19 protein-coding genes and 5 pseudogenes are annotated in these 23,788 nt (G+C 69.7%); 9 read left to right on the top strand and 15 right to left on the bottom strand.

The window, feature by feature from the left end; translation table 11 throughout:
• The first annotated feature begins 177 nt into the window (after positions 1 to 177).
• Positions 178 to 1,434, top strand: coding sequence for an ATP-binding cassette domain-containing protein (locus tag ABT147_RS34130; protein ID WP_351413478.1), 1,257 nt, complete (start codon positions 178 to 180; stop codon positions 1,432 to 1,434).
• 175 nt (positions 1,435 to 1,609) lie between these two features.
• Here ABT147_RS34130 and ABT147_RS34125 read toward each other — a convergent pair whose 3' ends face one another.
• Complete coding sequence (locus tag ABT147_RS34125; RefSeq protein ID WP_351413475.1) at positions 1,610 to 2,233, bottom strand: hypothetical protein; 624 nt, start codon at positions 2,231 to 2,233, stop codon at positions 1,610 to 1,612.
• A gap of 339 nt (positions 2,234 to 2,572) precedes the next feature.
• Here ABT147_RS34125 and ABT147_RS34120 point away from each other — a divergent pair, with 339 nt between their 5' ends.
• Positions 2,573 to 3,169 (top strand): hypothetical protein, encoded by a 597-nt coding sequence (locus ABT147_RS34120; RefSeq protein ID WP_351413473.1) that lies wholly within the window; start codon positions 2,573 to 2,575, stop codon positions 3,167 to 3,169.
• A gap of 358 nt (positions 3,170 to 3,527) precedes the next feature.
• Here ABT147_RS34120 and ABT147_RS34115 read toward each other — a convergent pair.
• Positions 3,528 to 4,298, bottom strand: a pseudogene (locus ABT147_RS34115) (IS701 family transposase); the annotation flags it as partial.
• Between the two features lies 1 nt (position 4,299).
• Between ABT147_RS34115 and ABT147_RS34110 the strand changes: the two are divergent.
• Positions 4,300 to 4,776 (top strand): annotated as a pseudogene (locus ABT147_RS34110) (transposase family protein); the annotation flags it as partial.
• Between the two features lie 39 nt (positions 4,777 to 4,815).
• Here ABT147_RS34110 and ABT147_RS34105 read toward each other — a convergent pair.
• The 3 genes from ABT147_RS34105 to ABT147_RS34095 form a co-directional block, all read right to left on the bottom strand.
• Positions 4,816 to 5,739, bottom strand: a complete 924-nt coding sequence (locus ABT147_RS34105) for an RNA polymerase sigma-70 factor (protein ID WP_351413472.1) — start codon at positions 5,737 to 5,739, stop codon at positions 4,816 to 4,818.
• Positions 5,740 to 5,888: 149 nt separating this feature from the next.
• Positions 5,889 to 6,362 carry a carboxymuconolactone decarboxylase family protein gene (locus ABT147_RS34100; RefSeq protein ID WP_351413470.1) on the bottom strand — a complete coding sequence of 158 codons (474 nt, stop codon included), beginning with the start codon at positions 6,360 to 6,362 and terminating at the stop codon, positions 5,889 to 5,891.
• 1,123 nt (positions 6,363 to 7,485) lie between these two features.
• Entirely contained in the window at positions 7,486 to 7,761 is a 276-nt protein-coding gene (locus tag ABT147_RS34095; RefSeq protein WP_351413468.1) for an Atu4866 domain-containing protein, read from the bottom strand.
• Positions 7,762 to 8,106: 345 nt separating this feature from the next.
• Between ABT147_RS34095 and ABT147_RS34090 the strand changes: the two genes are divergently transcribed.
• From ABT147_RS34090 to ABT147_RS34075, 4 genes and pseudogenes are all read left to right on the top strand, one after another.
• Positions 8,107 to 8,874 (top strand): Atu4866 domain-containing protein, encoded by a 768-nt coding sequence (locus ABT147_RS34090; RefSeq protein ID WP_351413466.1) that lies wholly within the window; start codon positions 8,107 to 8,109, stop codon positions 8,872 to 8,874.
• A gap of 201 nt (positions 8,875 to 9,075) precedes the next feature.
• Complete coding sequence (locus ABT147_RS34085) at positions 9,076 to 10,467, top strand: amidohydrolase family protein (protein ID WP_351413464.1); 1,392 nt, start codon at positions 9,076 to 9,078, stop codon at positions 10,465 to 10,467.
• Positions 10,468 to 10,593: 126 nt separating this feature from the next.
• The gene (locus ABT147_RS34080) at positions 10,594 to 11,022 is read left to right on the top strand and encodes a hypothetical protein (RefSeq protein WP_351413461.1); all 429 of its coding nucleotides are present in this window, start codon (positions 10,594 to 10,596) and stop codon (positions 11,020 to 11,022) included.
• Positions 11,023 to 11,082: 60 nt separating this feature from the next.
• Positions 11,083 to 11,506, top strand: a pseudogene (locus ABT147_RS34075) (carboxymuconolactone decarboxylase family protein).
• 678 nt (positions 11,507 to 12,184) lie between these two features.
• On the opposite strand, the gene ABT147_RS34070 reads toward ABT147_RS34075, so the two are convergent.
• From ABT147_RS34070 to ABT147_RS34060, 3 genes and pseudogenes are all read right to left on the bottom strand, one after another.
• Positions 12,185 to 12,967, bottom strand: coding sequence for an SDR family oxidoreductase (locus ABT147_RS34070; protein WP_351413459.1), 783 nt, complete (start codon positions 12,965 to 12,967; stop codon positions 12,185 to 12,187).
• A 105-nt stretch (positions 12,968 to 13,072) separates the two neighbouring features.
• Positions 13,073 to 13,911, bottom strand: a pseudogene (locus tag ABT147_RS34065) (SDR family NAD(P)-dependent oxidoreductase).
• A gap of 438 nt (positions 13,912 to 14,349) precedes the next feature.
• Positions 14,350 to 15,228 (bottom strand): helix-turn-helix transcriptional regulator, encoded by an 879-nt coding sequence (locus tag ABT147_RS34060; protein ID WP_351413457.1) that lies wholly within the window; start codon positions 15,226 to 15,228, stop codon positions 14,350 to 14,352.
• A gap of 263 nt (positions 15,229 to 15,491) precedes the next feature.
• On the opposite strand from ABT147_RS34060, the gene ABT147_RS34055 reads away from it, so the two are divergent.
• Positions 15,492 to 16,364, top strand: coding sequence for a helix-turn-helix transcriptional regulator (locus ABT147_RS34055; RefSeq protein ID WP_351413455.1), 873 nt, complete (start codon positions 15,492 to 15,494; stop codon positions 16,362 to 16,364).
• Between the two features lie 1,085 nt (positions 16,365 to 17,449).
• Here the strand turns inward: ABT147_RS34055 and ABT147_RS34050 are convergent.
• From ABT147_RS34050 to ABT147_RS34035, 4 genes and pseudogenes are all read right to left on the bottom strand, one after another.
• The gene (locus ABT147_RS34050; RefSeq protein WP_351413453.1) at positions 17,450 to 18,142 is read right to left on the bottom strand and encodes a TetR/AcrR family transcriptional regulator; all 693 of its coding nucleotides are present in this window, start codon (positions 18,140 to 18,142) and stop codon (positions 17,450 to 17,452) included.
• A gap of 39 nt (positions 18,143 to 18,181) precedes the next feature.
• Positions 18,182 to 18,930, bottom strand: a pseudogene (locus tag ABT147_RS34045) (SDR family oxidoreductase).
• 142 nt (positions 18,931 to 19,072) lie between these two features.
• Complete coding sequence (locus ABT147_RS34040) at positions 19,073 to 19,453, bottom strand: MmcQ/YjbR family DNA-binding protein (RefSeq protein ID WP_351413450.1); 381 nt, start codon at positions 19,451 to 19,453, stop codon at positions 19,073 to 19,075.
• A complete protein-coding gene (locus ABT147_RS34035; RefSeq protein ID WP_351413449.1) occupies positions 19,450 to 19,845 on the bottom strand; it encodes an MmcQ/YjbR family DNA-binding protein in 396 nt (131 codons plus the stop codon). Before ABT147_RS34035 ends, ABT147_RS34040 begins: the two co-directional genes overlap by 4 nt.
• 243 nt (positions 19,846 to 20,088) lie before the next feature.
• Here ABT147_RS34035 and ABT147_RS34030 point away from each other — a divergent pair, with 243 nt between their 5' ends.
• The gene (locus tag ABT147_RS34030; protein WP_351413448.1) at positions 20,089 to 20,919 is read left to right on the top strand and encodes a helix-turn-helix domain-containing protein; all 831 of its coding nucleotides are present in this window, start codon (positions 20,089 to 20,091) and stop codon (positions 20,917 to 20,919) included.
• Positions 20,920 to 21,055: 136 nt separating this feature from the next.
• On the opposite strand, the gene ABT147_RS34025 is transcribed toward ABT147_RS34030, so the two are convergent.
• From ABT147_RS34025 to ABT147_RS34015, 3 genes are all read right to left on the bottom strand, one after another.
• A complete protein-coding gene (locus ABT147_RS34025) occupies positions 21,056 to 21,616 on the bottom strand; it encodes a TetR/AcrR family transcriptional regulator (RefSeq protein WP_351413446.1) in 561 nt (186 codons plus the stop codon).
• Positions 21,617 to 22,070: 454 nt separating this feature from the next.
• Positions 22,071 to 22,430 carry a cyclophilin-like fold protein gene (locus ABT147_RS34020; protein WP_351413444.1) on the bottom strand — a complete coding sequence of 120 codons (360 nt, stop codon included), beginning with the start codon at positions 22,428 to 22,430 and terminating at the stop codon, positions 22,071 to 22,073.
• 301 nt (positions 22,431 to 22,731) lie between these two features.
• The gene (locus ABT147_RS34015; RefSeq protein WP_502983206.1) at positions 22,732 to 23,754 is read right to left on the bottom strand and encodes an alcohol dehydrogenase catalytic domain-containing protein; all 1,023 of its coding nucleotides are present in this window, start codon (positions 23,752 to 23,754) and stop codon (positions 22,732 to 22,734) included.
• Between the last annotated feature and the right edge of the window lie 34 nt (positions 23,755 to 23,788).

Raw genomic sequence — 23,788 nt, 5'->3', positions numbered from 1 at the left:
CTGCCCACCCGGCTGCGGCCCCCCCGCGCCCCCACACGGCCGGGGTTTTTTTTCCCGCCCCCCGGGACCGCCTAAACCCCCCCCCCCCCGCGCCGCCACGTCATCTTCGTCCTGGACGAACCCGGCGCCGGGCTGCACCCGGCGGACAAGAATCACCTCCTCGGCATCGCCCTGGAGTTGCGCGAAGCCGGCAACACCGTCCTCCTCGTCGAACACGACCCCGAACTGATCGCCCGCGCCGACTGGATCGTCGATATGGGCCCCGGCGCGGGCCGCCTCGGCGGTGAGGTCCTGGTCTCCGGCTCACCCGCCCTGGCCGCCGCCAACCCCACCTCGGCCACTGGCCGCTACCTGGCCGGCAACGGGCCGCGGCTGCGCCGCACCCCCCGCCCGGTCCGCGATGACGCCGACTGGGTGGAACTGCACGGCCTGCGCGCCCACAACACGGCCGCGGAGCTGCTGCGCCTCCCTGCCGGGCGGCTCACCTGCCTGACCGGCGTCAGCGGCAGCGGCAAGAGCAGCGTCCTGGGCGCACTCGCCGCGGGCGCGGCGGCCGCCCTCAAAGGCACGGCCGCCAACACCGTGCGCGAGGTGACCGGACTCGACGGATTCGGCTGGGTCGCCGTGGTCGACCAGGAACCCCTCGGGCGCACGCCGCGATCCAACCCGGCCACGTACAGCAAGGCGTTCGACATCGTCCGCAAACTGTTCGCCGCCACCGATACGGCACGCGCGCGCGGCGTCGACGCCTCCTGGTTCAGCTTCAACACCACCGGCGGCCGCTGCGAGACCTGCACCGGCTACGGCCGCAGGCTCGTCGACATGCACTTCCTCCCCGACATGTGGGTGGTGTGCGACACGTGCGACGGCCGGCGCTACGGACCCGAGGCCCTGGAGGTCACCTACCGGGGGCTGTCCGTCGACCAGGTGCTGGACCTGACCGTCGCCGAGGCCGGGGAGGTCTTCACCGAACCCCGGCAGCTCGCGGAGACCCTCACTGCGCTCGACCAGGTCGGGCTCGGCTACCTCCGACTCGGCCAGAGCGCCACCGAGCTGTCCGGCGGCGAGGCCCAGCGCCTCAAACTCGCGTCCGCGATCCAGCGCGGCGCGGCGAGCCGCAAGGCCGGCCTCGTCATCCTCGATGAACCCGTCTCGGGCCTGCACCCGTCCGACATCCAGCAGGTCGTCGACGCGCTCGACATGCTGCTCGACTCGGGCAACACCGTCGTCGTGGCCGAACACGACATCCCCGTCGCCGCGTCCGCGGACTGGGTAATCGACCTCGGACCGGGAGCCGGCCCCAACGGAGGCGCAGTGGTCGCGCAGGGCACCCCCGACACCGTCGCCGGCGCGGACACTCCCACCGCGGGATACCTGCGCCGGTACGCGGCCGGCCTGCCACTCCTGGACGCCTCAAAGGACGCACGGCGCTGACGTACGGCGTGCCGGCGCGACCGGCAGCAGGGTCGCATGCGTGGTCCGCGGCGGCTGTCCGTTCGCCACGGGCCACGCATGGCTTGCACCGGGACCGGGGCAAGCCCGAGCCGCCGCGTATCTCCGTACACGACCACAACTCACAGTCGACAGACCACGGCTCGCCAACTACCGATCAAATCCGCCAACTACCGATCAACGTCACAGCGCCGACCGGGCGAGTCCGCTCACCGTCGGTGCGCGGAATCTGTCCACAGGCACCCGCCCCGAAGATCGCTTCTGAGGCCGCCGCGATCGGTGGGGCGGCCCGTACGTGAGGAGCCGACATGCCCGACACCACGCCGCTCACCCCGATGACCCCGCACGCGGCCATCAGTGCCTTCAGCACCTCCGGGCCGTCCAGGCCGACGACGTCGACGCCGCCCGCGAGTTCGCCGGCGCGGCGTCGCGGATGCCCGAGCTGCTCGTCGACGTCGCGGCGCAGGTCGTCGTCCCGGTCACCGCGCTGCCCGGCGCGGACGCGGGCGAGCCGTGCGAGGACACCTTCGCCCTGGAGGCCCTGGGGCGCTTCTTCGTGACCTCGCTGCGGATCTGGGCGCAGGCCGGGCCGGATGCGGCGGAGGGCATCGCCCGCGCGGTCACCGACTTCGCCGACGCGGACGAGGCCGGCCTGGTCAGCCGTGTGCTCACCGATCCGGACCGGACGATGGCCCGGTCCGCCGTGCTCAGACAGCTGGAAGCCGCCCATGCCCTCATCTGGCCGGCACGTCCGCGGCGTCATCGCGGGCTCCAGCGTCACGGCGCCCCTCCCTCACATGGACCCTCGGTGACACGGGGGCATTCGGTGGGCGCGACAACGCAGCAAGCGCTGTCGCGCACCGCGTCACGCAGCCCTGAAGTCGCGTCAGCCCCACTGTGGACAAGGGGAGTCTCGAGGGATGTACGCAAGGCGGAATGGCCGATTTCCCGTGCCTCGTGCGCCTGCCGTGACAGAAAAGCATTCTTGTGGTGAGTGGGAGATCGTGTGACGGTTAGGGAACTGACCTGTACATGCGGTCAATGCCTGACCAGTGGATTCACCGCATGCGCCGTATCGGAACGGGCCGGTCAACCATCGGCCCGGAATGGGGGAAAAAATATGAACGCATTGCGTGCATCAGCCGGATCGGTTCTCGCTGCGGGCCTGTTGTTCGGCGGCGTCGTCGCCGTACCGGGACAGGCAGGCGCTGTCGAAGGGACCAACGGACACTGCGTGTACAACGTGTCCACGGGTGCTACGGCATGTCACAGCACCTTCCGCGCGGCCGTCGTCGACGCCACCAACGGGAAGGTGACCAACGCGTCGCCCGTAGCCCGTACAGCCCTTTCCGACACGTCGTTCCTGAAGCGGCTGGAGGGGCCCATGCCCGCGACGGAGGCCACCGCCGCAGCGGTCGACTACGTCCTGTCCATCGAGTACGACATCGCCAACCTCAGCCCCTCCGGCGGCTCCCTCACCATCACGGCGGGCGGGCCCTGTGTGGAGGACGGGCAGCGGGACTTCACCGTGAACGACGTCCGGGACGCCTGGCCCTCGTGGAACGACCGGATCTCGTCCTTCAAGGGCTTCAACACCTGCGACGTCAACCACTACGAGCACCAGGTCCGCAACGGCGGTGACACCACCGGCCCGAAGCCCTCCATGACGACCATGGGCGACATGTCCAACAAGACGACCGGGCTGACCTTCGGCTGACCCGAGCCGATCGCCCGCCGGGCCGGTGGCGTCCCTTGCCACCGGCCCGGCGCACGCATGTACCGCCGGTGCGAACCCGCGCACCACCGGACGGCCGGTCGGGCGTGACCCCGACCGGCCGCATCGCGCACTGGTCGGCATGGCGCTGTCGACGACCACATCGAGCCCGCATCAGCCGCTGCAAACGACGCGGACACAGCCCATGCCACTGCCCAGCAGTCAGAACAAGCACATGGCGGTACCAGTGCCGCGGCACTGGTAGGACTCCGTTAGGTCGCTCTGGCTCTTGGGTTCGGGCTGGTGGTGGATGTTCTTGGCAGGGGGCGGTGGCAGGTGGTGCAGGTGCCGGTCCAGCAGTTCAGCAGGTCCTGGATGGTGTCGAGGATCTGGTAGAAGGTAAGCCCGCTGTATCGGCTTTGGGGGCCAGGCGCTGTTCGGTGAGGATCGCGTGGGGCGGCGGTGACCAGGGTGACGTGGTGATGCCACCCCGCCCAGGAACGTCCCTCGAAGTGGTCCAGGCCGAGGCCGTGCTTGAGTTCCCGGTAGTCGTGCTCGATGCGCCGGCGGATCTTCGCCAGTCGGACCAGTTCGGCGAGGGAGAGCGTGTCGGGCAGGTTGGACAGCCAGTAGCCGGGCGGCGCCTCGGCGCCGGCGGCCCATTCGACCAGTAGCGTGACGTCGGGCAGGACGCCGTCCCGGCAGTTTTCGTCTGTGGCGGCGGCCTGTGCGAGGCGTCGGGACTTGACCCCCGCCGGCCGCACCCGCAGGGACAGGAAACGCGACGCATCGGCCCGCGGGAGCCTTCCCGCCAGGTCACCTCGGTGAAGGCCTGCCGCCCATGACCGGCCGCGAGCGCGGCCACCGGGGACGGCTTGTCGCGGTAGCGCGGCCGGGGCTTGGGACCGTTGCCGGACCAGGGCGGGGCAGTGGGCACGGCATCGTGCGCGTGGACGGTCACGTCCGAGCGGATCGCCACCACGTAGCCGATGCTCCGACGATCCAGCCCGTCGCGGAAGTCGGCGTTCTGCCCGTAGCCGGCGTCTGCCACCACCACCGGCGGCACGAGCCCCCAACCGGCCGGCTCGTCCAGGACATCCAGGGCCAGGCACCATTTCTCCCGGTGCCCGATCGGCACCCTGGTGCCGACCCGCGATCCAACCGTGGCTGAGCGGCCGAAGAACCATCGGTACTCGACCGACCATCAGGTGGTCGTCGACGCCGGCACCCGGCTGGTGGTCGTGCTCGGCCGGCCACTGCCGGGCTACCGCAATGGCTGCCGGGCCTGGGCCGAGTCCGGCGCGAAGGACGCGGTCGGGAAGACCGTAACGGTCGCCGGCGGCGGCTACGGTGGATGGGGACTGGTCGTCCCTCACCGCCGTCGCGGCGCGGACGAAGAACTCCCCGACTGGAAGCAGGTGCACAACAAGAGCCACAGGCAGGTCCGGGCCCGCGTCGAGCACGTCTTTGCCCGCATGAAGACCTGGAAGATCTTGCGCGACTGCCGCCTCCGCGGCGACGGTGTGCACCACGCGATGCGCGGCATGGCCCGCCTGCACAACCTCAACCTCGCCGGACAGGCGCCGGCCGCCTGGAAGCCGCTGACATGAGCCGCTGGTGAACGAACCGACCCAACCCCAGTCCCGAGGTCATTTCGTCTGCGGGCGGGCCTGCTTCACCTCGCGGTCGACAGCCCAGGCGTCAGCGACCGGCCCGAGATGGCCGAGCTTGTCGGGGTTGATCACCGAGCGGATGGTCTGGATCTGCCCGTCGAGCACGTCGAGGGCCAAGGTGTGGAGCACCTTGCCGTCCCGGTCGCGGAAGATCGCTCCGGGCTGGCCGTTGACCTCGTGCGGCTCGAAGGTCACGTCGATCCGGGCCATCCGGGGGAAGACGGAGGCGAGCAGCCGGGCCACGTTCTCGGCGCCGATGACGGCCCTGGCAAGCTGCGGGGCCTTGCCGCCGCCGTCCCCGACCATCGACACGTCGGCGGCGAGCAGATCCCGCAGGCCGACGACATCGCCTTCGCGGAGGGCGTCGAAGAACCGCGTCGCCAGTTCCTGCCGCTCCTGAAGGTCCGCTTCGAACCGTGGCCGTCCGGCCTGCATGTGCCGCCGCGCCCGTACCAGCAGCTGCCGGCACGCCGCTTCCGACCGCTCCACCGCCGCGGCGACCTCGTCGAAGCCGAAGCCGAACACTTCCCGCAGCACGAACACCGACCGCTCCAGCGGGCTGAGCCGCTCCAGGAGCAGCAGCGCCGCCATCGACACGGAGTCGGCCAGTTCCGCCGAGCGTGCCGGATCCTGATAGGGGTCGGTGAGCAGCGGCTCGGGGAACCACGGCCCGACGTACTCCTCCCGCCTCACCCGTGCGGAGCGCAGCACGTCGATCGAGATCCGCGTCACCGTGGCGGACAGGAAGGCCTTGGTCGACGTGGGCCGGGTCGCCGAGCCGTCGAAGCGCAGCCAGGTCTCCTGTACCGCGTCCTCGGCCTCTCCCACGCTGCCCAGAATCCGGTAGGCGATCGAGAACAGCAGCGGCCGCAGCTCCTCGAACTCCTCGACCTTGCTCACGCCGACTCCCCCCTTGCAGTCCCCCGCCCGGCCGTACGCGCCGGCGCGGGCATCTTGTGGTGATCATCCTGTCCACCGGCGGCGCAGAGCAAGGCCCTCACGGGCCGGGAGCCCGGAGCCCGCGGCCCGGGCCGGTTGCCGAGGACCGTTCAGTGGAACTGCCCGGCCTCGTAGTCGCCGGCCGGCTGCTGGGTGATGATGTTCAGCCGGTTCACCGTGTTCATGAAGGACACCAGGATCACCAGGGCGGTGAGCTGCTCCTCGTCGTAGTGCTCGGCGGCACGCGCCCAGGCCTCGTCGCTGACCCCGCCGGCCGCGTCCGCGACCCGGGTCCCCTGCTCCGCCAGCTCCAGCGCGACGCGTTCGGCCTCGGTGAAGACCGTGGCCTCCCGCCACGCCGCCACCAGGTTCAGCCGCACCGGGGCCTCCCCGGCGGCGGCGGCCTCCTTCGTGTGCATGTCGATGCAGACGGCGCAGCCGTTGATCTGGCTCACGCGCAGCGCCACCAACTCCTGCGTCGCGGCCGGCAGCGGGGATTCCTTGAGCGCCCTGCCCGCCGACATGAGGTGCTTGAGGGCCTTGCCGGGGTTCGGGCCGGCGAAGTAGTTCAGTCGCGCGTCCATCGTGTGCTCCTCCGTGGTCGTCAGTGGCTACACCCCCTGAGACGAGGCAGCCCCACACCCTGTGACACGGACGCGTGTGACCCACGTCTCCCTGCTGCCGGCGTGTTCGGAGATGCACAGGCGGGGTGCTGTCTCGTCACAGGGGTGCGGGCAATCCTCGGTCAAGGAGCCGATGCTGAACCTCACGCTGTGGATCGCTGCTGGCCGCTGTATGACTGGCCGACCGGCAGCGCCAGACCGCTCAGCTCAGGGCGAGCCGGTTGCCGAAGGCGCCCGGGCTCAGCCCGGTGTACGGACCCGGAACGGCTCCGGCGCCGTAATCATGCCCGCCACGACCCATGTCCACCGCACCTCAAGAGCACTTGCGGGACAGTCCTTGGCCCGTAGCCCAGATGGCCTGGCCAGCTGTCAATCCGAGCCCGGCAGCGATACAGGCGACACGCGGTACAGCCAGGCGAGTTCCCGTGTTGGGTTCACTCGTCAGAGTGAACACCCCCCAGGTCTCGGTATGACGGCCGGTCTCCCGTGTTGCTGTGCCGTCCGTGCCGGAATCGGTGCCCGCGGGGCCCGGGGTGCGTTTCCTGGGGCTCAGCGCGGCGCGGCGGGGCGCGTACCGCTCGCTGAGCGAGGCCGGCAGGTGACGGCGGCGGGCGAACCGGCTGAGGCGCCGGAGAATGTGGCGTTCGGTGAAGCGGTGCCGGGCCGTGTCCTCGCTGATCTTCACAGCGGCGCTGATCTTCGCCCAGGAGACCCGCCGGTGCCTGGCGCGCCCCACGACGCCGGCCACAAGGTCGTCGAGTTTCTCCTGTGTCTGCGCGACCCGCATCAGCGGCTCCTCCGCTTCGGGCGCGTCCAGGAGGCGCAGCGGCTCGCGGGACGCGTCCTGGGTTGCCCACGATGGAGGTCGGAGCGGGGCTCTCCGGCATGAGATCCCCGGCCTCATGGCTGCGTCAGTTCTGGCAGTTGCACCCCGACCCGACGCCGCCTTCGTCTCGGTCAGGACAGGGACTGACCATGGTCGACGGGTGCCGAGTGTGCACGGCGCGGAAACCGTTGACGCGGGCCCGTCCGAGGTGGAGGAGCCTCTTACCCGCATGCGGAGCTCGGTCACAGTCGGGGGCGTCTACCGGGTGTGTTCGTCGCCCTCGCGGTAGAGGACCAGGTGCTCGTGGAAGAGAACACCGTCGCGGACGTCACCGGTGGCGGTGAAGCCGGTGTCGTCGGCGTAGTCGAGGTGGTTGCCGGTGACGGTGTAGCTGCCGGTGTAGGCGCTGCGGTGGTTGCCGCGGGCTTCGTCGTAGCGGCCGTCGGGCAGCAGTTCCTGGCGGATGAAGCCGTCGGCGGTCACCCACATTCCGACGTACGGGTGCGGGTCACGGGGTGTGTCGTTGCTGGTCATGGTTCTACGATCGACCGGGCGGCCGGTGGTAACCAGGCCGAAGTCTCCCCAGGTGACGGCTTCCTGGGTGCCGCGCACCCAGCATCGCGAGCGATGGGGCCCTTCCTGTCGTGCAGCAGCGAAACGGGCCGTTCGGGACGTTCCCCATGGATCTTTTCTGTACTCGCGGGACGGATCGTGGGTGCCCGACACCTAGGGACACGGCGGCCTGGTTCCGGGCCCACCGCACAACGAATCTGGTGGCCAGGCAGCCGCCGTAGCTGCCGAACACTCGCCCCGGACCTGCACCGGCGCTGATTTCGCGCAGTGGGTCACCGATGAGGCGACTCCACCGAGGAGCACGCAATGAGCACCATCGACACCGCCGCTGACACCGACATCGTGAGCTGGAACCCCACGGCCTTCGACGAGATCCTCTCGAACGACGAGGAGCGTCCCGTCCTGTTCACCAACGCCCGGATCCTGACCATGGACCCGCTGATCGGGACCATGACCAGCGCCGACCTCCTGTTCGTCGGCCCGTTGACCGTGGGGGTCGGCCCGGCCATCGTCACCGCCGCCCAGGACGACAATGCCATCGTCGTCGACTGCACCGGCATGACCATCGCTCCCGCCGTCGTGGACACCGTGGCGCTGGCCGGTGGCCGTGGCCGCCGCTCGGAGTACGTCGCGACGTTGACCCCGGGCAACGCCCCCGACTTCCTGGTGGTGCCCGACGAACTCGCCGCCGACGTGCCGAGCGCCGTGGCCACCCTCCTGACCCGGCCGGAGCAGGTCCGCGCACTCGTCGCGGCCGGCCGGCCCGTCCTGTGGGCCGGCACCGACGTCCCCGGCCGGGCCACGGCGCCCGAAGCGGGGATCCCGGCCGCCGAGGATCTGACAGGCAGCCCGCGCGTGGGTGTCTGGATCGACAGGAACGACTTCCTGCACCAGGAGTTGACCGCCGACGGCCGCTACGACGAGACGCGGGGCGGGCGCCCGCACGCCTACCAGGGCCGGTACTGGATCGACGGCGACCGCATCGACTACCTGGACGACCTCGGCTTCTGGGCCTACGGAGAGTTCCAGGGGGACGAGTTGCACCACGCGGGCTACGTCATGAAGCTCGGCTGACCTTCCCGCCGGCCGGCGCACGCATACTCCCGACCCTGGGTGCGCGACACCTGGGGAATCCGCGGCCTGGTTGCCGTGACGGGCGCGGCCGAGGCTGGTGTTCGAGCAGCCCGGCCGCCCCGGCGACCCACACTCTCAGCCCTCTCCAGCGAACGGCCCGTTCCTCCGGGCCCTGTCCGCCGTACGGAAAGAAGACCTCTCATGAACGCCAACGGCACCACCAGCGCCGCCGTCCTCGAAGAGCTCCGGCGTCGGCCCGCCGACCGGCGGCGCATCCTGTTCACCGGCGCGACCATCGTCACCATGGACCCCGCCCTCGGCGTCATCGACGGCGGTGACCTCCTCGTCGAGGGCGACACGATCACCGCCGTCGGCCGCGACCTCGGCGCCGATGACACGGTGGTCGTGGACGCCACCGGCACGATCCTCGCTCCCGGCTTCGTCGACACCCACCGGCACGCCTGGGAGGCCCAGTTGCGCCGGATCATGCCGGACGTCGACGACCTCGGCGGCTATGTCATGGCCACCCTGGCGGGCTACGCCACGGTCTACCGGCCCCAGGACATGTACATCGGTACCCGGCTGGCCGCGCTGACCGCGATCGACAGCGGCATCACGACCATGCTCGACTTCTCCCACAACTCCCGCACCCGCGAACACTCCGACGCCGCCATCCAAGCCCTCCGCGACACCGGCATCCGCGGCGTGCACGCCTCCATGGGCCCGCACTTCGGCGACTGGGACCGCCAGTGGCCCGGCGACCTGACCCGCCTCAAGGACCAGTACTTCAGCAGCGACGACCAGCTGCTCACGCTGCGCCTGGCGACCCTGGCCACCGACGAGATCGCCGGACCGGCGCTCGCCTACGGCCCCGAACTCGCCCGCGCCGCAAGAGAGCTGGGCATCGGGGTGAGCGTGGACGCCGTCTTCGGCACGTCCGGCTCCGAGGCGGTCCTGCGCTGGGCCAAGGACGGCGTCCTCAGCCCCGACGTCACCCTCATCCACTCCACCGGACTGACCTCCGAGGCATGGAAGGCCATGGGAGAGACCGGCACCACGGTCGCCCTCGCTCCGACCTCCGACGCGCAGATCGGCCTGGAGACCGCCATCCCCGCCGTCGACGAAGCCCTCGCTGTGGGCATCCGCCCCGGACTGAGCATCGACGTCGAAGTCGCCCTGGCCAGCGACATGTTCACGCAGATGCGGGCGCTGCACGCCATCCAGCGGATGCGCGCGGTCAACGCCGCCTACGGCACCGACCGGCAGCCCTCCCGCATCACCACCCACGACGTCCTCGACTTCGCCACCCTCCAGGGCGCCCGTACCAACGGCCTGTCCGGCGTCACCGGCTCGCTCACCCCGGGCAAGAAGGCCGACCTGCTGGTCGTCCAGGCCGAGGACCTCAACAACATGCCGCTCAACGACCCGATCGGCACGATCGTGCTGGGCTCCGACGCCCGCAACATCAGCGCCGTCCTCATCAACGGCGAGCCCCGCAAATGGAACGGGCAGGTCCTCGACGTCGACCTGGCCGCCCTGCGCGACGAGGTGCACACCTCGCGCGAGTACGTGCTGAACACTCCGGCTGACTGAACAGCCCGGCTGCCTGGGCGACCCCGCCGCCCGCGGCAGTCCCCTTCATCGTCCCCGGCCGCTTCTCCCCCTCACCTGCGGCCGGGGCACCCACCCACCGAATCCCGGTGGTTTCATCGGCCGGTCGTGCCGCGCGTGACAACGGGGGCGGCGACCGGCCGCCCCTTCTTCGTGCTCGCCCCCGTGCTCCAGCGCCTGGCCTCACCCCTGCGCGCGGTCCTCGCCTTCGCACTGGCCGCCCTCGCCGTCGCGGCCGGCTCCTTCCTCGGCGGCCACACCGTGGCGCTGGCCATCGCCCTGCTGCTGTTCGTGGCCGCCGTCGCGGCAGCGGCGCCCGCCGTCGTGGAGACCATCAACGCGGGCGCCGCGCACGCACGCGGCGCGGCCGTCGCCCTCTATGGCTGCAGCATGTTCATCGGCGCCAGCCTGGGCCCGCAGCTCACCGGCGCGCTGACCGGCCTGGGCTTCGCCGGCATCCTGCGCGTCGTCGCCGCCACGCTCGCACTGGGCGTCCTGCTGGCCCTGCCCGCGCTCCGCAACCGGCACACCGGTTGACCGAGGTACGCGACCCGCACATCCCTACACACACCGCCCGACGGAAGGAGAAGCAGAGCGATGAGCATCAACGACAGCGCGAAGGACCGGCAGGAGCGTTTCGACCACGGCATGGCCGTACTGTCGAGCATCGACGGCGAGAGCGGACAGAAGGTCATCGACTCGCTGGCCGACATCTCCCCCGAGCTGGGACACCAGGTCGTTGCCTGGGCGTTCGGCGAGATGTACAGCCGCCCGCAACTGGCCCCGAGAGACCGCCAACTGGTCACCCTGGGCGTGCTGACCGCCCTCGGCGGCTGCGAGCCGCAGCTCGACGTCCACATCCAACGCGGCCCTCAACGTAGGCCTGACGCCCGATGAGATCGTCGAGGCGCTGCTGCACGCCGCCGTCTACTGCGGCATGCCCAAGGCCCTCAACGCCACCTTCGTCGCCAAGGAGGTCTTCGCCGACCGAGGGGTGCTGCCCGGCGACCTCGGTCGGTAAGGGGGTCTCTCTCGGGAGGACTCGTACGGCGCCCTCAACCGAGGGACGCCGTACCACCGCCCCTCAGCAAGCGACGCCGCCGTGTTCATCACGGCGGCGTCGTCGTGCCCCTTGCGTTCCTCGGGCCGACGCCGCGGAACGCGGCCCTGCGAGCAGTGCCGTGGTGAGTGCCCTGCCAGAGGCAGCGCAGCGGTTCGGGGTTCTTGAGGAGCAAGCGGGACCAGTTCACAGACCTGCGTGCGGCCGGCCGTATCGACGTGGCTCTCGGCGACGCGAGGCCGTGGCGCTGTCGGGAGAGTTGCCGACCGACATCGACGCGGCCGCCATCCTGACCGCGTCCGGCCGGTCGGCGTGCGGAAGACGCCCTGGCGGCAATGGCTGCCCGACGTGATCGCCGACAGGATGACGACATCCACCGTCCGCTCGACCGGTCCGCTCCTGCCCTCCTGCATTTCACCTGGAGTGTTGAAGACCGGCTGCCAGGGCTGAACCTGCCCTGGCAGCCGGTGCGTGGCGACGAGGGTGTGGCCTGTCTCTGGGCAGGTGACACCACCGGTGCCGGACTGCCAAGCCTCAGAAAGCTTCGGGCAGCCGCCTCCATCCACGTGTCCGTCAACGCGTCATGGCGGGGGAGGAACAGCGTTCGGCTGTTCCTCCCCCGCCATGACGGGACGGACTTCAGATGGCCTGGGCGGTCGGCATGATGGTGATCTCGGTGAGGTTGACGTGGCGCGGGACGGCGGCCATGAAGGCGACGGTTCCCGCGGTGTCGGCGGACTGCAGACAGTCGATGTCGTGGATGAGGTCGGCCATCAGCTTGGAGGCGTCGGGGTCGGTGACGTGGTCAGGGAGTTCGGTGTCGACCATGCCGGGTTCGATGGTGGCCACGCGGACCATCTTGGGGCCGAGTTCGACGCGCAGCAGCCGGGTGAGGTGGCTGATGTACGCCTTGGTGCCCGAGTAGATGGAGAACTTCGCCAGGATGCGGGTGGCCGCGATCGACGAGGTGTTGATCAGGTCCGCGGGCCTGCCCTGGGCGGCGGAGTCCGTCAGGTGGGGCAGGAACGCGGCGATGACGTTCATCAGACCGCTGATGTTGAGGTCGATCTGGCGCTGCCAGTCATCGACCTTCAACTCCTCGATGCCGGAGATGAGCTGGACACCGGCGTTGTTGAACACCAGGTCGGCCTTGCCGAAGCGTGCGGCGACCTGGTCGGCGGCACTCTGGACGGCGGCGCGGTCGGTGACGTCGACGGCCAGGGCGAGCGCGGTGCCGCCGGCGGCCTCGATGTTCTCGACCAGGCTGTCGAGGCGCTCCTTGCGCCGGGCCAGCACGACCACGGTGGCGCCGAGTTCGGCGAGGCGTTCGGCGGTGACGGCACCCATGCCGCTGGAGGCGCCGGAGACGACAGCGACACGGCCGGAGAGGGGAGTGCCGGTGAGCAGAGCAGCAGACATCACGAGACCTCAGTCTTTGATCGGGGGGAAGCGGATCGGTGGTGCGGTGCCCGGCCGGGCTGCTTGAGGGCTGCGGGCGTCCGAGCGCGATGGCGCCGGCGCGGTGCGTCAGACGGCGTCGTCGTGCGCGGTGGCTGCGGACTTCTCCCGCCAGGGGGCGAGGTCGTCCTGCACCTGCTGGTACTTGACGTCGAGCCGCTCCAGGGTGTCGCGCCCGAGGTACAGGTGCGTGGGGAGCTTCTCGGCGGAGGCGACCTCGACGATGAGGGCGGCGCCCTTGACGGGGTCGCCGAGCTGGGCGTGGTTGGCCTTGTCGATCCAGTCCAGCGTCACGTGGGCGGGGGTGTCGTCGTAGTCGGTGATGCGGTTCGCGGCCACCGAGAGGGAGCTGGCGTCGAGGAAGTCGGTGCGGAAGACGCCCGGTTCGACGACCGTCGACTGGATCCCGAACGGGGCCATCTCGGCGGAGAGTGCCTCGCTGATGCCGGCGACGGCGAACTTCGACGCGCAGTACAGGCTGACGCCGGGCTCACCCTCGAAGCCCGAGCGGGAGCCGATGTGCACGAGCTTGCCCGAGCCCTGCTTGCGCATGACGGGCAGCACGGCGCGGGTGACGTTGATCAGGCCGAAGACGTTGAGGTCGAACAGCGACCGGGCCTCCGCATCCGTGATCTCCTCCAGCGCGCCGAGCAGGCCGCGGCCGGCGTTGTTGACGAGGACGTCGATGCCGCCGAACCGCTCCACGGCGGCGTCGACGGCCTGCGGGATGGTGTCGTTGTCGGTGACGTCCAGGGCGACCGCGAAGACTCGGTCGGAGTTCTTCAGATCGTCCGGCACACGCTCGGGTTCCGTACGGCGACCACGACGTCGTTTCCGCCTGCCAGGGCGGCGCGGGCGATTTCCGCACCGATTCCACGGGAAGCTCCGGTGACAAACCACGTAGCCATGGGAAAACCTCTTTCGTCTTATCCCCTTTTCGGGGACTTCCTGTTGACGAATTCGAGTCTGCCCGTCGGCTGCGGTGCTATGAAGGCTGCGCTTTTCCTGGGAGTCCCACGCCTAGGAAGGCCAGACGTACGTCCAGCGAAGTACCGCGGGTAAAGCGGTGAGGTCCGGTGGGCCGAGGTCGGCAGACGCAGCGGGATGCGGGCCTTACGGTGGCGAACCGCACACCTTGGCGCGCCCATGCCGGAGCCCGCCGACTCCGCGCGCTGCGGGCCGGGGCCCGGAAGCGGGGTCAGCCGGTAACACGGCCGGGAAAACGCGCGGCAGCCGACTTTCGGTCCACTGACATCCGGCGACGAATTTCGGTGTCCTGTTCGACCGGATTCCGGGCACCATCGAGAGTAATGCGCGACAGCCGCGCCCGGGTGATGCCTCCTGACTCAGGCGTTGTCCGCAGGATTCTGCCGACGAGGGACTTCGGGTGCGCCGAGGGAGCCCAGCAGGGCCAGACCATCCGCGGAAGGAGAGCCCGGCTCTGCCTGCAGGATGACGAGCTGCTGTCCCGGGGCGCTGCGGATGTGGAGGGCTTCGTGCCGCAACTCCAGGTCGCCCACGACGGAGTGGTACATCTGCTTGACCTCGTAGGGCGGGACCCGGGTGTACTCGCGCGCCCACAGGGAGCGGAACTCGCCGCTGCGCACCGACAGTTCGCCGACGAGTTCCAGGATACGGGCATCCTCCGGGGTGCTCGCGGCGGTCTGCTGAAGGTCGGCGACCGCGCGATGCTTGGCCCGCTCAGCGTTCCGGTAGAAGGTCTTCGCCGCGGGGTCCAGGAAGAGCATGCGCAGCACGTTGTCGTGCTGGGCGAAGTCACGGTAGAGGGCGTTGGTCAGTGCGTTGGTGGCCAGCAGATCCTGGGCGTGGCCGACGATGAACGCCGGCGTCCTGGTCCAGCTCTCGATCAGCTGCCGCAGATGCGGGCGGACACGCTCGACCCGGGCGGGGGACTTCGTGCGGCGGCGAGCTGTCGGCTGGGCCAGCCGGAAGAGTTCCCGCTTGTCCTCCTCCGCGAGTCGCAGCACGCGGGCCATGGTCTCCAGCACCCGGATCGAGGGGTTGAGTTCACGGCCCTGCTCAAGCCGACTGTAGTAGCTCAGGCTCACACCCGTCAGCGCCGCGACCTCGTCCCGCCGCAACCCGGGCACCCTTCGGCGGCCGGCGCTGGGCAGTCCCGCGTCCGCAGGGCTGAGGCGTTCCCGGCGGGCGCGGAGGAACTGACCCAGTCCTTCCAGCGAGTCAGGGCGCGCGACGTTGTCCATGCTTCCGAGGCTAGGCGGAAAAGGCCCGTGAAAGGTCTGCCGATGGTGGGTGCGTTACACCCAGGAATGTGAGCCCGCGGGCGGCACACGGATGAGACAGACGGTGAAAGGCTTCCAGGCAGCCCGGCCTCTGCAGAAACCGCACGAGGACCGGAAAATCCCACCAATCAGGACACGATGGCACTACGCGTTCAAGATCCGCAGCTCAGTCACAGTGCGCGAGCGGCAGGTCCCGTCGGCTGGAAACCATCTAGTCTTGCCGCATGAGCAATGGGACACCTTTGGGTGATTTCCTCAGAGCCCGCCGGGAAGCCCTCAAGCCGCAGGACGTCGGTCTGCCCGAATACGGGCGACGCCGGGTGCCGGGACTGCGCAGGGAAGAAGTCGCGATGCTCGCCGGAGTCAGCGCCGACTACTACATCAGGCTGGAACAGGGGCGCGAGAACAGCCCCTCCCCACAGGTTCTCGAAGCCGTGGCCCAAGCACTGAAACTCGATGCGGAAGCCGCCGACCATCTCAACCGCCTCTGCCTCACCTCCTCACAGCGCCCACGCGACTGGGGCCAGACGGACATCAGCCAACAGCTGTTGCAGCTGATGAACGGATGGGAGCACACGCCGGCCTTCGTCGTCGGCCCGGCCCTCGACATCATGGCGGCCAACTCCCTCGCCACGGCCCTCCACAGCGGGTTCGACCAGTTCGACAACCTCGCCCGCATGGTGTTCGCCGACCCGGCAGGACGCGAGTTCTACCAGGAATGGGAACGAGCGGCGCACTCCTGCGTCGCCGAACTCAGGGCCGCCTACGGCCACGATCCGGAATCAGCCCGCATCGCCGACGTCGTGGCGGAACTGTCCGCCCAGAGCGAGGAATTCGCCGGGATCTGGAAGATGCACGAGGTCAAGAGCAAGTCCCAGGAAGGCAAGCACCTCAAGCACCCCCAGGTCGGAGACCTGCACATCAAGTTCGCGGCCTTCACGGTCAACGGGGCCCCGCACCAGCAGCTCGTGGTCTATCAGGCCGAACCTGCCGGCCCTACGGCAGCCGCCTTCGAGACGCTGAGGGCCATGGCCGCCGAGCCGAAGCAGGCCCGGGCGACTGTGCCCGCGGCCCATCTCACAGCCCAGGACCAGTAGCCGCAAACGGGAGCAGGTGGGCCTGGGCGGAGGCTGGTCCTGGCGCCCCCAGGAACAACGCGACCTTCATAGCGGTGTGTTCGTCTGCCGACACCCGATGCGACAGACAGCGCGCGGGCCGGGACGCCGACGCGCGGATCGCACAGCGTTCGATGACTTGCGGCTCATCCGGACCCGCGGCCGCCACGCGCTGCGCCTGGGTCTGCCGGCCATCGGGCGTGCTCTGGTGTGCACCGGCCCGCACAGCCATGTACGGGTCTACACCCCGCCGCCGACGCCTACCGGGCGTACGGACCGCCGACCGTACCGAACTCCTGGCCCGCATCGGCCGCCGCGCCGCAGCGGCCTGCGGATCGGCCACGTCTGCGGCGAGAGCGCGCGCCCGGCCGCGTGCGAGCCGGTGCTCGTGTACGAACGCACCGGGTGGGGGTGGCTGGCCTGGACCGTGCCCGCGGTCGTGCGCGGAGAGGGCAAGTGGGACCACACCGGCCGCACCCACCGGAGCATCGCCCGCTACTGGCAGGTCCTCGACCCGATCCTCCAGGGGTGGCTCGCGGACGGCTTGGGCGGATCCGTTGATCCGCAGCTCGATCTCCACCGTGTCATTCCTCCGGTTCGCCCGAGGGCTCGTTCTCTTGAGGGAGGCGCCATCAGGCACGTAGGACAGGACCAGAGGGACTCCGGCCTGAAACACTGCGTCCTGATTCGCGGCGCTCGCGGATGATGATCTTTTTCGGATCACGCGCTGTCTGCGGGTGATGCTGAGTAACCGGTGCAGCCGTGGTGGTCGCCGCCGCAGAAGGCCAATGCCGTCACAGCGGGGCCGACGTTGCCCCGGGTTCGCACGTGCTGGAAGATCTCGTCGATCACTTGTCGGTGGTCGCGCCACCGAGCGCGACGCCGGGGGCGCACGCCGACAGTACCGGGAGGCCACGGTCCCGGCTCAGCTGTCGGCCGCTGTTCGTCACTGGGGAGGACCGGTCACGCTCGCCGCTACTCGTTGTCGGTCGAGTCACCCATACCTGTACCCGTCCCGGTAGGACGACGTATTGGGGTCCTTGCAGCGTGAACTGGTGGTCCGGGGTTCAGGATCCGGTGCGGTAGCGGGTGAGCATGAGGGCGACGGCTTCGTCCACGATCGTGGTGTCGGTGGGGTCGGGCGGGACGAAGTCGGTGCGTACGAGTTGAGGCCACAGGAGCTGGCCGCAGATCATGCCGAGGAACTGTTCGGCCACTGCGGATGTCGGCTGTGGCTGTCCGTCGGCCGAACGGAAGTCGAGTGTGCCGGCCTGCGCTTCGGCGTCCAGGTAGTCGCGGAGCCGGTCGAAGAAGGGTCCGCGGTCGATGGCGAAGCCGGTGCCGACGATATCGGCGAGTTCCGGCATCTGGGGAAGTTCGGTGATGATGAGGCGGCACAGCGCCGCCGTGCCGGGCCGTGAGACCAGGCAGGCGTAGTCGCGGCCGATGTGGTCCAGACCGTACCGGGGATCACCTGGCGGGGGTGGTGCGGCGTACTGCACGTCCAGCTGCCACTGTTCGGAGGTGACGGCCGCGAACAGCGCGGCCTTGGAGGGGTACCGCTTGAAGAGGGTTCCGGTGGAGACGCGGGCCTCCCGGGCGATCTGGGCCAGGGAGGTCTTGTCGTATCCCCGGGCGAGGAAGAGGTCGCGGGCAGCGCGGATGATGCGCGCGCGGTTCTCGGCTTTGATCTGCGCGTGATACCCGGCCTGGCACGTATCACCACCGGTTTCCGTTCGGTCACGGTCCGCCACCGACATACCCACGCCCTTCGCCCGTCTCCCAGCCGCACCTCGCTGTCAGAGAACGGTCTGGCCACCGTCCAGGATAAGGTCCTGGCCCACGGCGAAGGCGGAGGCATCGGAGGCCAGGTACACGACGGCTTCCGCGACCTCCTCGGGCAGACCCATACGCCCCAGAGGAATGCCGGAGCTGATCGCCTCCAGAACCGCCGACTGCTGCGCGGGATCCTCGATCCCGAGCTTCGAGTACAGCGGGGTGTCCACCGGGCCGGGGCTGACCGCGTTGAACCGGATGCCGTGAGACCTGAGCAGGTCCGCGTTCCACGACCGCATCAGGGAGGCGACAGCCGCCTTCGTCGCAGCGTAGGCGTTCGAGTGCCCGTAACCGCCGTGCGCGCTGTTGGACGCGTTGAGGATGACCGAGGACGGGTTGGCCAGCAGGGGCACCAGGGCCTGCGTGAGGAAGAAGACGCTCTTGACGTTGATGTCGAAGAGCCGGTCGTAGCTGTCCTCCGTGTGGTCCTCGAACGGCCGCCAGTCCGAGACGCCGGCGTTCAGGAACGCCACGTCCAGCTTCCCGAAGTGCTCACGTACCCGCTCCGCCAGGCCGCGCTGCGCATCGAGGTCGCGCGCATCGGCCTGCACCACCGGCACCCGAGGATCTGCCGCGCCTTGTCGATGCTGGCCGGGGTGACGCCTGTGACCAGCACGTCGGCGCCCTCCGCGATAAAGCGCTGCGCGGTCTCCAGGCCGATCCCACTCGTGCCGCCGGTGATGAGGGCGCGCTTGCCCGCAAGACGATTCATGTTCACTGTTCCTTGCCGAGTCGTGAGGTAAGTCAATGGACTCACCACGTGAAGGTAACTCCCGCACCACCCTGAAGGCAAGTCGATCCACTTACCTTCGGGAGAAGGAAGGGCTCGCCGTTCGCGGGGAAGCTCACGGCGCTCATCGGGCGCCGGGGCGGTCGCTTCGCGGCAGCCGCTCGGCGACCAGGTCGTAGGAATCCTCGACCGCGTCGGTGACCAGCCGCTCGGTGATGCCGGGTCCGGGCCCGAGCGAGATCCAGTGGCGTTTGTCGAGATAGCGGCCCGGTGTGATCGAGGCGTAGCCGCGTACTTGAGCGCGGGCGTGTTCGGGTTCGCACTTGACCGTGATGATCTGATCGTCCGGGTCGTCGGTGACGATGTCGGTGACGATCAGGAACACCTTGCCCGCGACCTTGTACACGTCGAGTCCCGGAGTGAAGGGGTAGCCGTGGCTGACGTCCGGGAGGGCCAGGGCCGCCTGGCGGGCGGTGTCCTGGAGCCGGTCACCGGCCGCGCTCACCGGGCCGCCCGCGTGCCGATGCCGTAGGTGTGCGGGTCGACAGGCCGCTCAGCCTTGGGCAGATGGGCGACGACGAGCCGGTAGGAGTCGGTGACGAGCTCCCTGACGAGTTCCCTGTCGACGCCTTCTCCGCTCTCCAGGGTGATCCAGTGCTTCTTGTTCATGTGGTAGCCGGGGGTGATGTGGCTGTACTGCTCCCGCAGGGCGTGGGCCTCGCCGGGGTCCGCCTTGAGGATCACGACGGGACGCCCCGGGACTTCGGTCATCAGCATGAACACCTTGCCGCGTACCTTGTAGACCTCCCAGTCGGGGCCGAAGGGGTGCTCCAACTGGGCTCCGGGGAGTTCCTCCGCGCAGTCGGCGGCGGTCTTGTGCAGGGCCGATCCGTTCATGGGTGGTGGGCCTTCTCAGGTGGTGACGGACTGTGGCGTCGAAGGAGGCGGAGGGCGCGCCGTGCGGGCACGGTGGCACGTCCCATCCTTCCGTCGAAGCCGACCGGAAGGGCGGTAGGCTGCGGACACGTGATGGTCGACAAGCGACACTCCGGGCCGAGTGGGCCGAGCGGGCAGGCCGAACCGGCTGCGGTTCCGCTGTACGGTTTCCAGCCCCCGGTCGGTACTCCGTACGGCCTGGAGGTGAGTACCGTCGAGGATTTCTTCGCCCAGCACGACGACTGGCCGTGGAACCCGCCCCGTCCGGGCCGTGCCACCTTCCACTACCTCATCGCCGTCACCGAGGGTGAGCTGCTGCACGACGTCGACCACGTCACGCGGACCGTCGCCCCCGGCCAATGGCTGTGGGTGCGTCCGGGGCACGCGCAGTGCTGGCATCCGCCCGGCGCGGCCCGCGGCCCGTTCATCCTGTTCGAACCGGACGTGCTGGGGCCCGACCTCGCCCGTCTCCTGGCCCCGCTCACCGCGCACGAGGCCCCCGCCGTGCTCAGCCCGCACCCCGACGACACCGCCTGGCTCCAGCAGACGGCACTCCAACTCCTGGACGAACACCGCGCACTGGGGCGCCGCCCCCTCGACATCCACCACGCCCTGCGGCGCAGCCTGCTCGAATCGCTGCTGCTGCGCCTGGCCAACTCCCCGGACATCACCCCCATCGGCACGGCCACGGCCGGCACCGGCCGCGCGGACAGGTACGGGCGCTTCCTGGACGCCCTGGAGCTGCACTTCCGCGAACTGCATCAAGCAGCGGATTACGCCGAGTTGCTCGGCTGCTCGGTCCGCACCCTCAGCCGTGCCGCCCGGGACGCCACCGGCAAGGGGGTACGTGAACTCATCGACGAGCGGCGCCTGCTGGAAGCCCGGCGCCTGCTGGGAGGTGCCCGGTGGGACGCCCGGGCTGTGGCTGTCCACCTCGGCTTCACCGATCCCGCGAACTTCGGCCGCTTCTTCCGCGGCCGCACCGGTCTCACCCCGGCCGCCTTCGCGGCCCGCGCATCGAGAACCGACGCGTGACGGAATCCCGGCGGCGCAGGTCCCGTGCCCCTCAAGAGGCGATGGCTCCCTTCGCGGTCTGCGTGAACGCCCCATTAGCAGTGCCCGGTCATTTCCGCTTGGTGAACTGCCAGACGATTCTGGCCAGTCCTCTGCCTCACCGGTCTGCGTCTTGTCGGGCAAGACCGTCGAGGATGACATTCATCAGAGGCCGTGCCCTTGATTCCCACTCGTCCCGGTCCAGTCGGCCGAGGTATGCGATGAGCAGGAGGACCCCGTGGGCGTCCACGCCTGCGCGGATGGAACCTGCCGCTTTCCCGGCATCCAGCAGGTGACCGAGGGCGCCCTCGATGGGGTTGCGGCTGTGGGCGGCAAGGTCCTGCCACGCCGCCGCCTCAAGCGCTGCCAGGACGCCGCGCTTGATCTCGGCGTAGTCGATCACTCGGTCGAGCCAGTGACGCAAAGCTTCCACAGGCTCGTGTCCCGCCAGCAGAGCGGAGGCGGCGACCACGAGTTCTTCGACATCGCGCCGGTACACCTCGGCGAGGAGCGCCTCGCGGTTGGGAAAGTGCCGGTAGAGCGTTCCCTGTCCTACACCGGCGCGCTTGGCGATCTCGTTGAGGGGGACGTCGTCGGACTCGGCAACGGCTGCGCGGGCGGCCTCCAGTATCCGGGTCCGGTTCTGCGCCGCATCCCGACGGCGTCCTGGCGCGCTCATAGGCTTCTCCTGATGTTCCACCCACTACGAAGGGACACGTGTCCGGTGGGGCGGGCCGCGCACGGGAAGGCGGGAATGAGGAGCAACCGGCCAACTCCTGCCTCCGCTGCGGCGGTTGCCGCGATTTCCACGCCCTGCCCGTCGACAGCGCCCGCCTGTCGCGGGCCGGCTCCGCTCGCGCCCGCGGTCAAGACGACTGCGTCGGCACCTTGCAGACGGGCCGCTGGAGTGTCCACGCCGAGCGACGTCAGGTCGCCGGGAACGGCTCTATTCCGTCGGATTCCAGGGTGTGCGCCTGCTCGCTATGGCGGTGAAGGCCCACGCCCTGGTCGCCCTGTTCGATGAGTCGTGCGGCGAGGCGGGAGGCGACGCCCGCCGGTCACCCCGATGGCGAGGCCCGGGAGGTGGTCCCCTCCTCTCGTTGGTGACGATCTCGGTGGTTTCCGGCTGGGTCTCAGTCGCCGGCCTCGATGGTGACGTCGACCGTGCCGTCGTACTTCTTGAAGGCATCGGCCCCCGAGTCGATCTCGCCGAGGACGATGATGCCGGGGTCGGGGATGGACTGGCCGTCGTGGTCGTAGAAGATGGCGATGTCGGGACCGGGTGACCAGTAGATGATGTGGCCGATCTCGTAGCTGGACTGCGGCGTGCCTCCTGCGGCGAGAGACCGGGGTAGGTGACCGTACTTCTCGCGCTTCAACAGGTCGTTCATCTGCAGCGTCAGCGGGAGCAGTGAGGCGAAGTCACGTGCCGTCGCGTTGTCTTCGAGGGTTGCGTTGAGGACGGCCTCTCCGGCGGTCAGTCGGATTTTCATATGGGTCCTGCCCTCTGGGGTGTAGTCGGAGTGATCGTCTGCGGCCGACACGTACACCATGTTCATCGGGGTACGAGCTTCAGTTCGGCACGGACCCCGCGAAGGTAACTTCCACACCATCGCGATGGCAAGTCGATCCACTTACCATCGAGGTTCGGGGCTGGCCGGCCATTTGCCCCGCACGGCCACGGCCGTCCCGTATCAGTTCCTGTGCCAGTTCCTCTTTACGGCTGCTGTGGCCGGCCGTTGTCGACCGGCGCGCATCGTGGGTCGTTGGTGTCGTTTCTCAGTTGCCCAGGTCTCAGTCGTTCAGGACGACGACGTGCTTGCCCGGCGTGCTGCCGGACTCGACGTCGGCCTGAGCGTCACGGACCTGTTCCAGGCCGTGGTAGACCTTCGCGACCGGGACTTCGAGGCTTCCCGCGGCGATGGCCTGGAGCTGGCGGGCGAAGACGTCGGCCGGGAGGTCGGTGGCCTGACCGCCGTAGGACGTCAGCCGCACCCCGTTGGGGATCATGAACGGGGTGAAATCGGGGATCGTCCACTGGCCCGCCAGGGCTCCGGTGAAGCAGACCGTGCCGCGCCGGCGGACGGTGCGGAGGGTGTCGGCGAGGACCGAGCAGCCCACCAACTCCAGTACGGCGTCGACACCCTCCGGCATCAGCTCGCTCACCTGGTCGGCGATCGTGCCGCTGTCGACGAGGGCATGGTCGGCGCCCGCGGCCCGCAGTACCCCGGCCCGCTCCGGGCTGCGGGTGGTGGACAGCACGGTGGCTCCGAGGTCCTTCGCGATCGTGGCCGCGCTCAGCCCGACCGTGGAGGTGCCGCCGCGGATCAGCAGCGTCTGCCCGGCCTTGAGGTCCAGGCCGGTGGTCAGCGATCCGTAGGCGGTCTGGAACATCTCCGGCAGCGCGCCGACGATCTCCCACGGCAGGCCGGTCTCGAACGGGATGACCTGTGCCGCGGGGACGGTCACGTACTGGGCGTACGCGCCGTCGTACGAGCGGCCCATGCCGCCCATCATCGTGGCCACCTGCTGTCCCGGCCGCAGTTCGCTGTCCTCGTCGGCCTCGTCGACCACGCCGACGCCCTCGATGCCGGGCACTCGCGGGTAGGTGACCACCGCGTCCGACTCGCCCTTGCGGGTGGTGACCTCGGACTCGTTGACACCGAACGCCTTCACTCTGATCCGCACCCAGCCGGGCTTGCGTACGGGCACCGGCAGATCCTTGATCTCCAGTGCGTCGAGGCCGCCGGGCCGGGTGACGACGACGGCCCGCATCGTCGCCTGTGCGGCGCCGCCGGCTGCTGCCGATTGGCTCATGCCGAACTCCTAGCTCTGTTCTCCCCGGGAATGC

The organism is Streptomyces sp. NPDC001868 (assembly GCF_040297125.1).
Lineage (GTDB): Bacteria > Actinomycetota > Actinomycetes > Streptomycetales > Streptomycetaceae > Streptomyces.
Note: the sequence above shows the minus strand (reverse complement) of the source record. Positions and strands in the feature narration are given on the sequence as shown.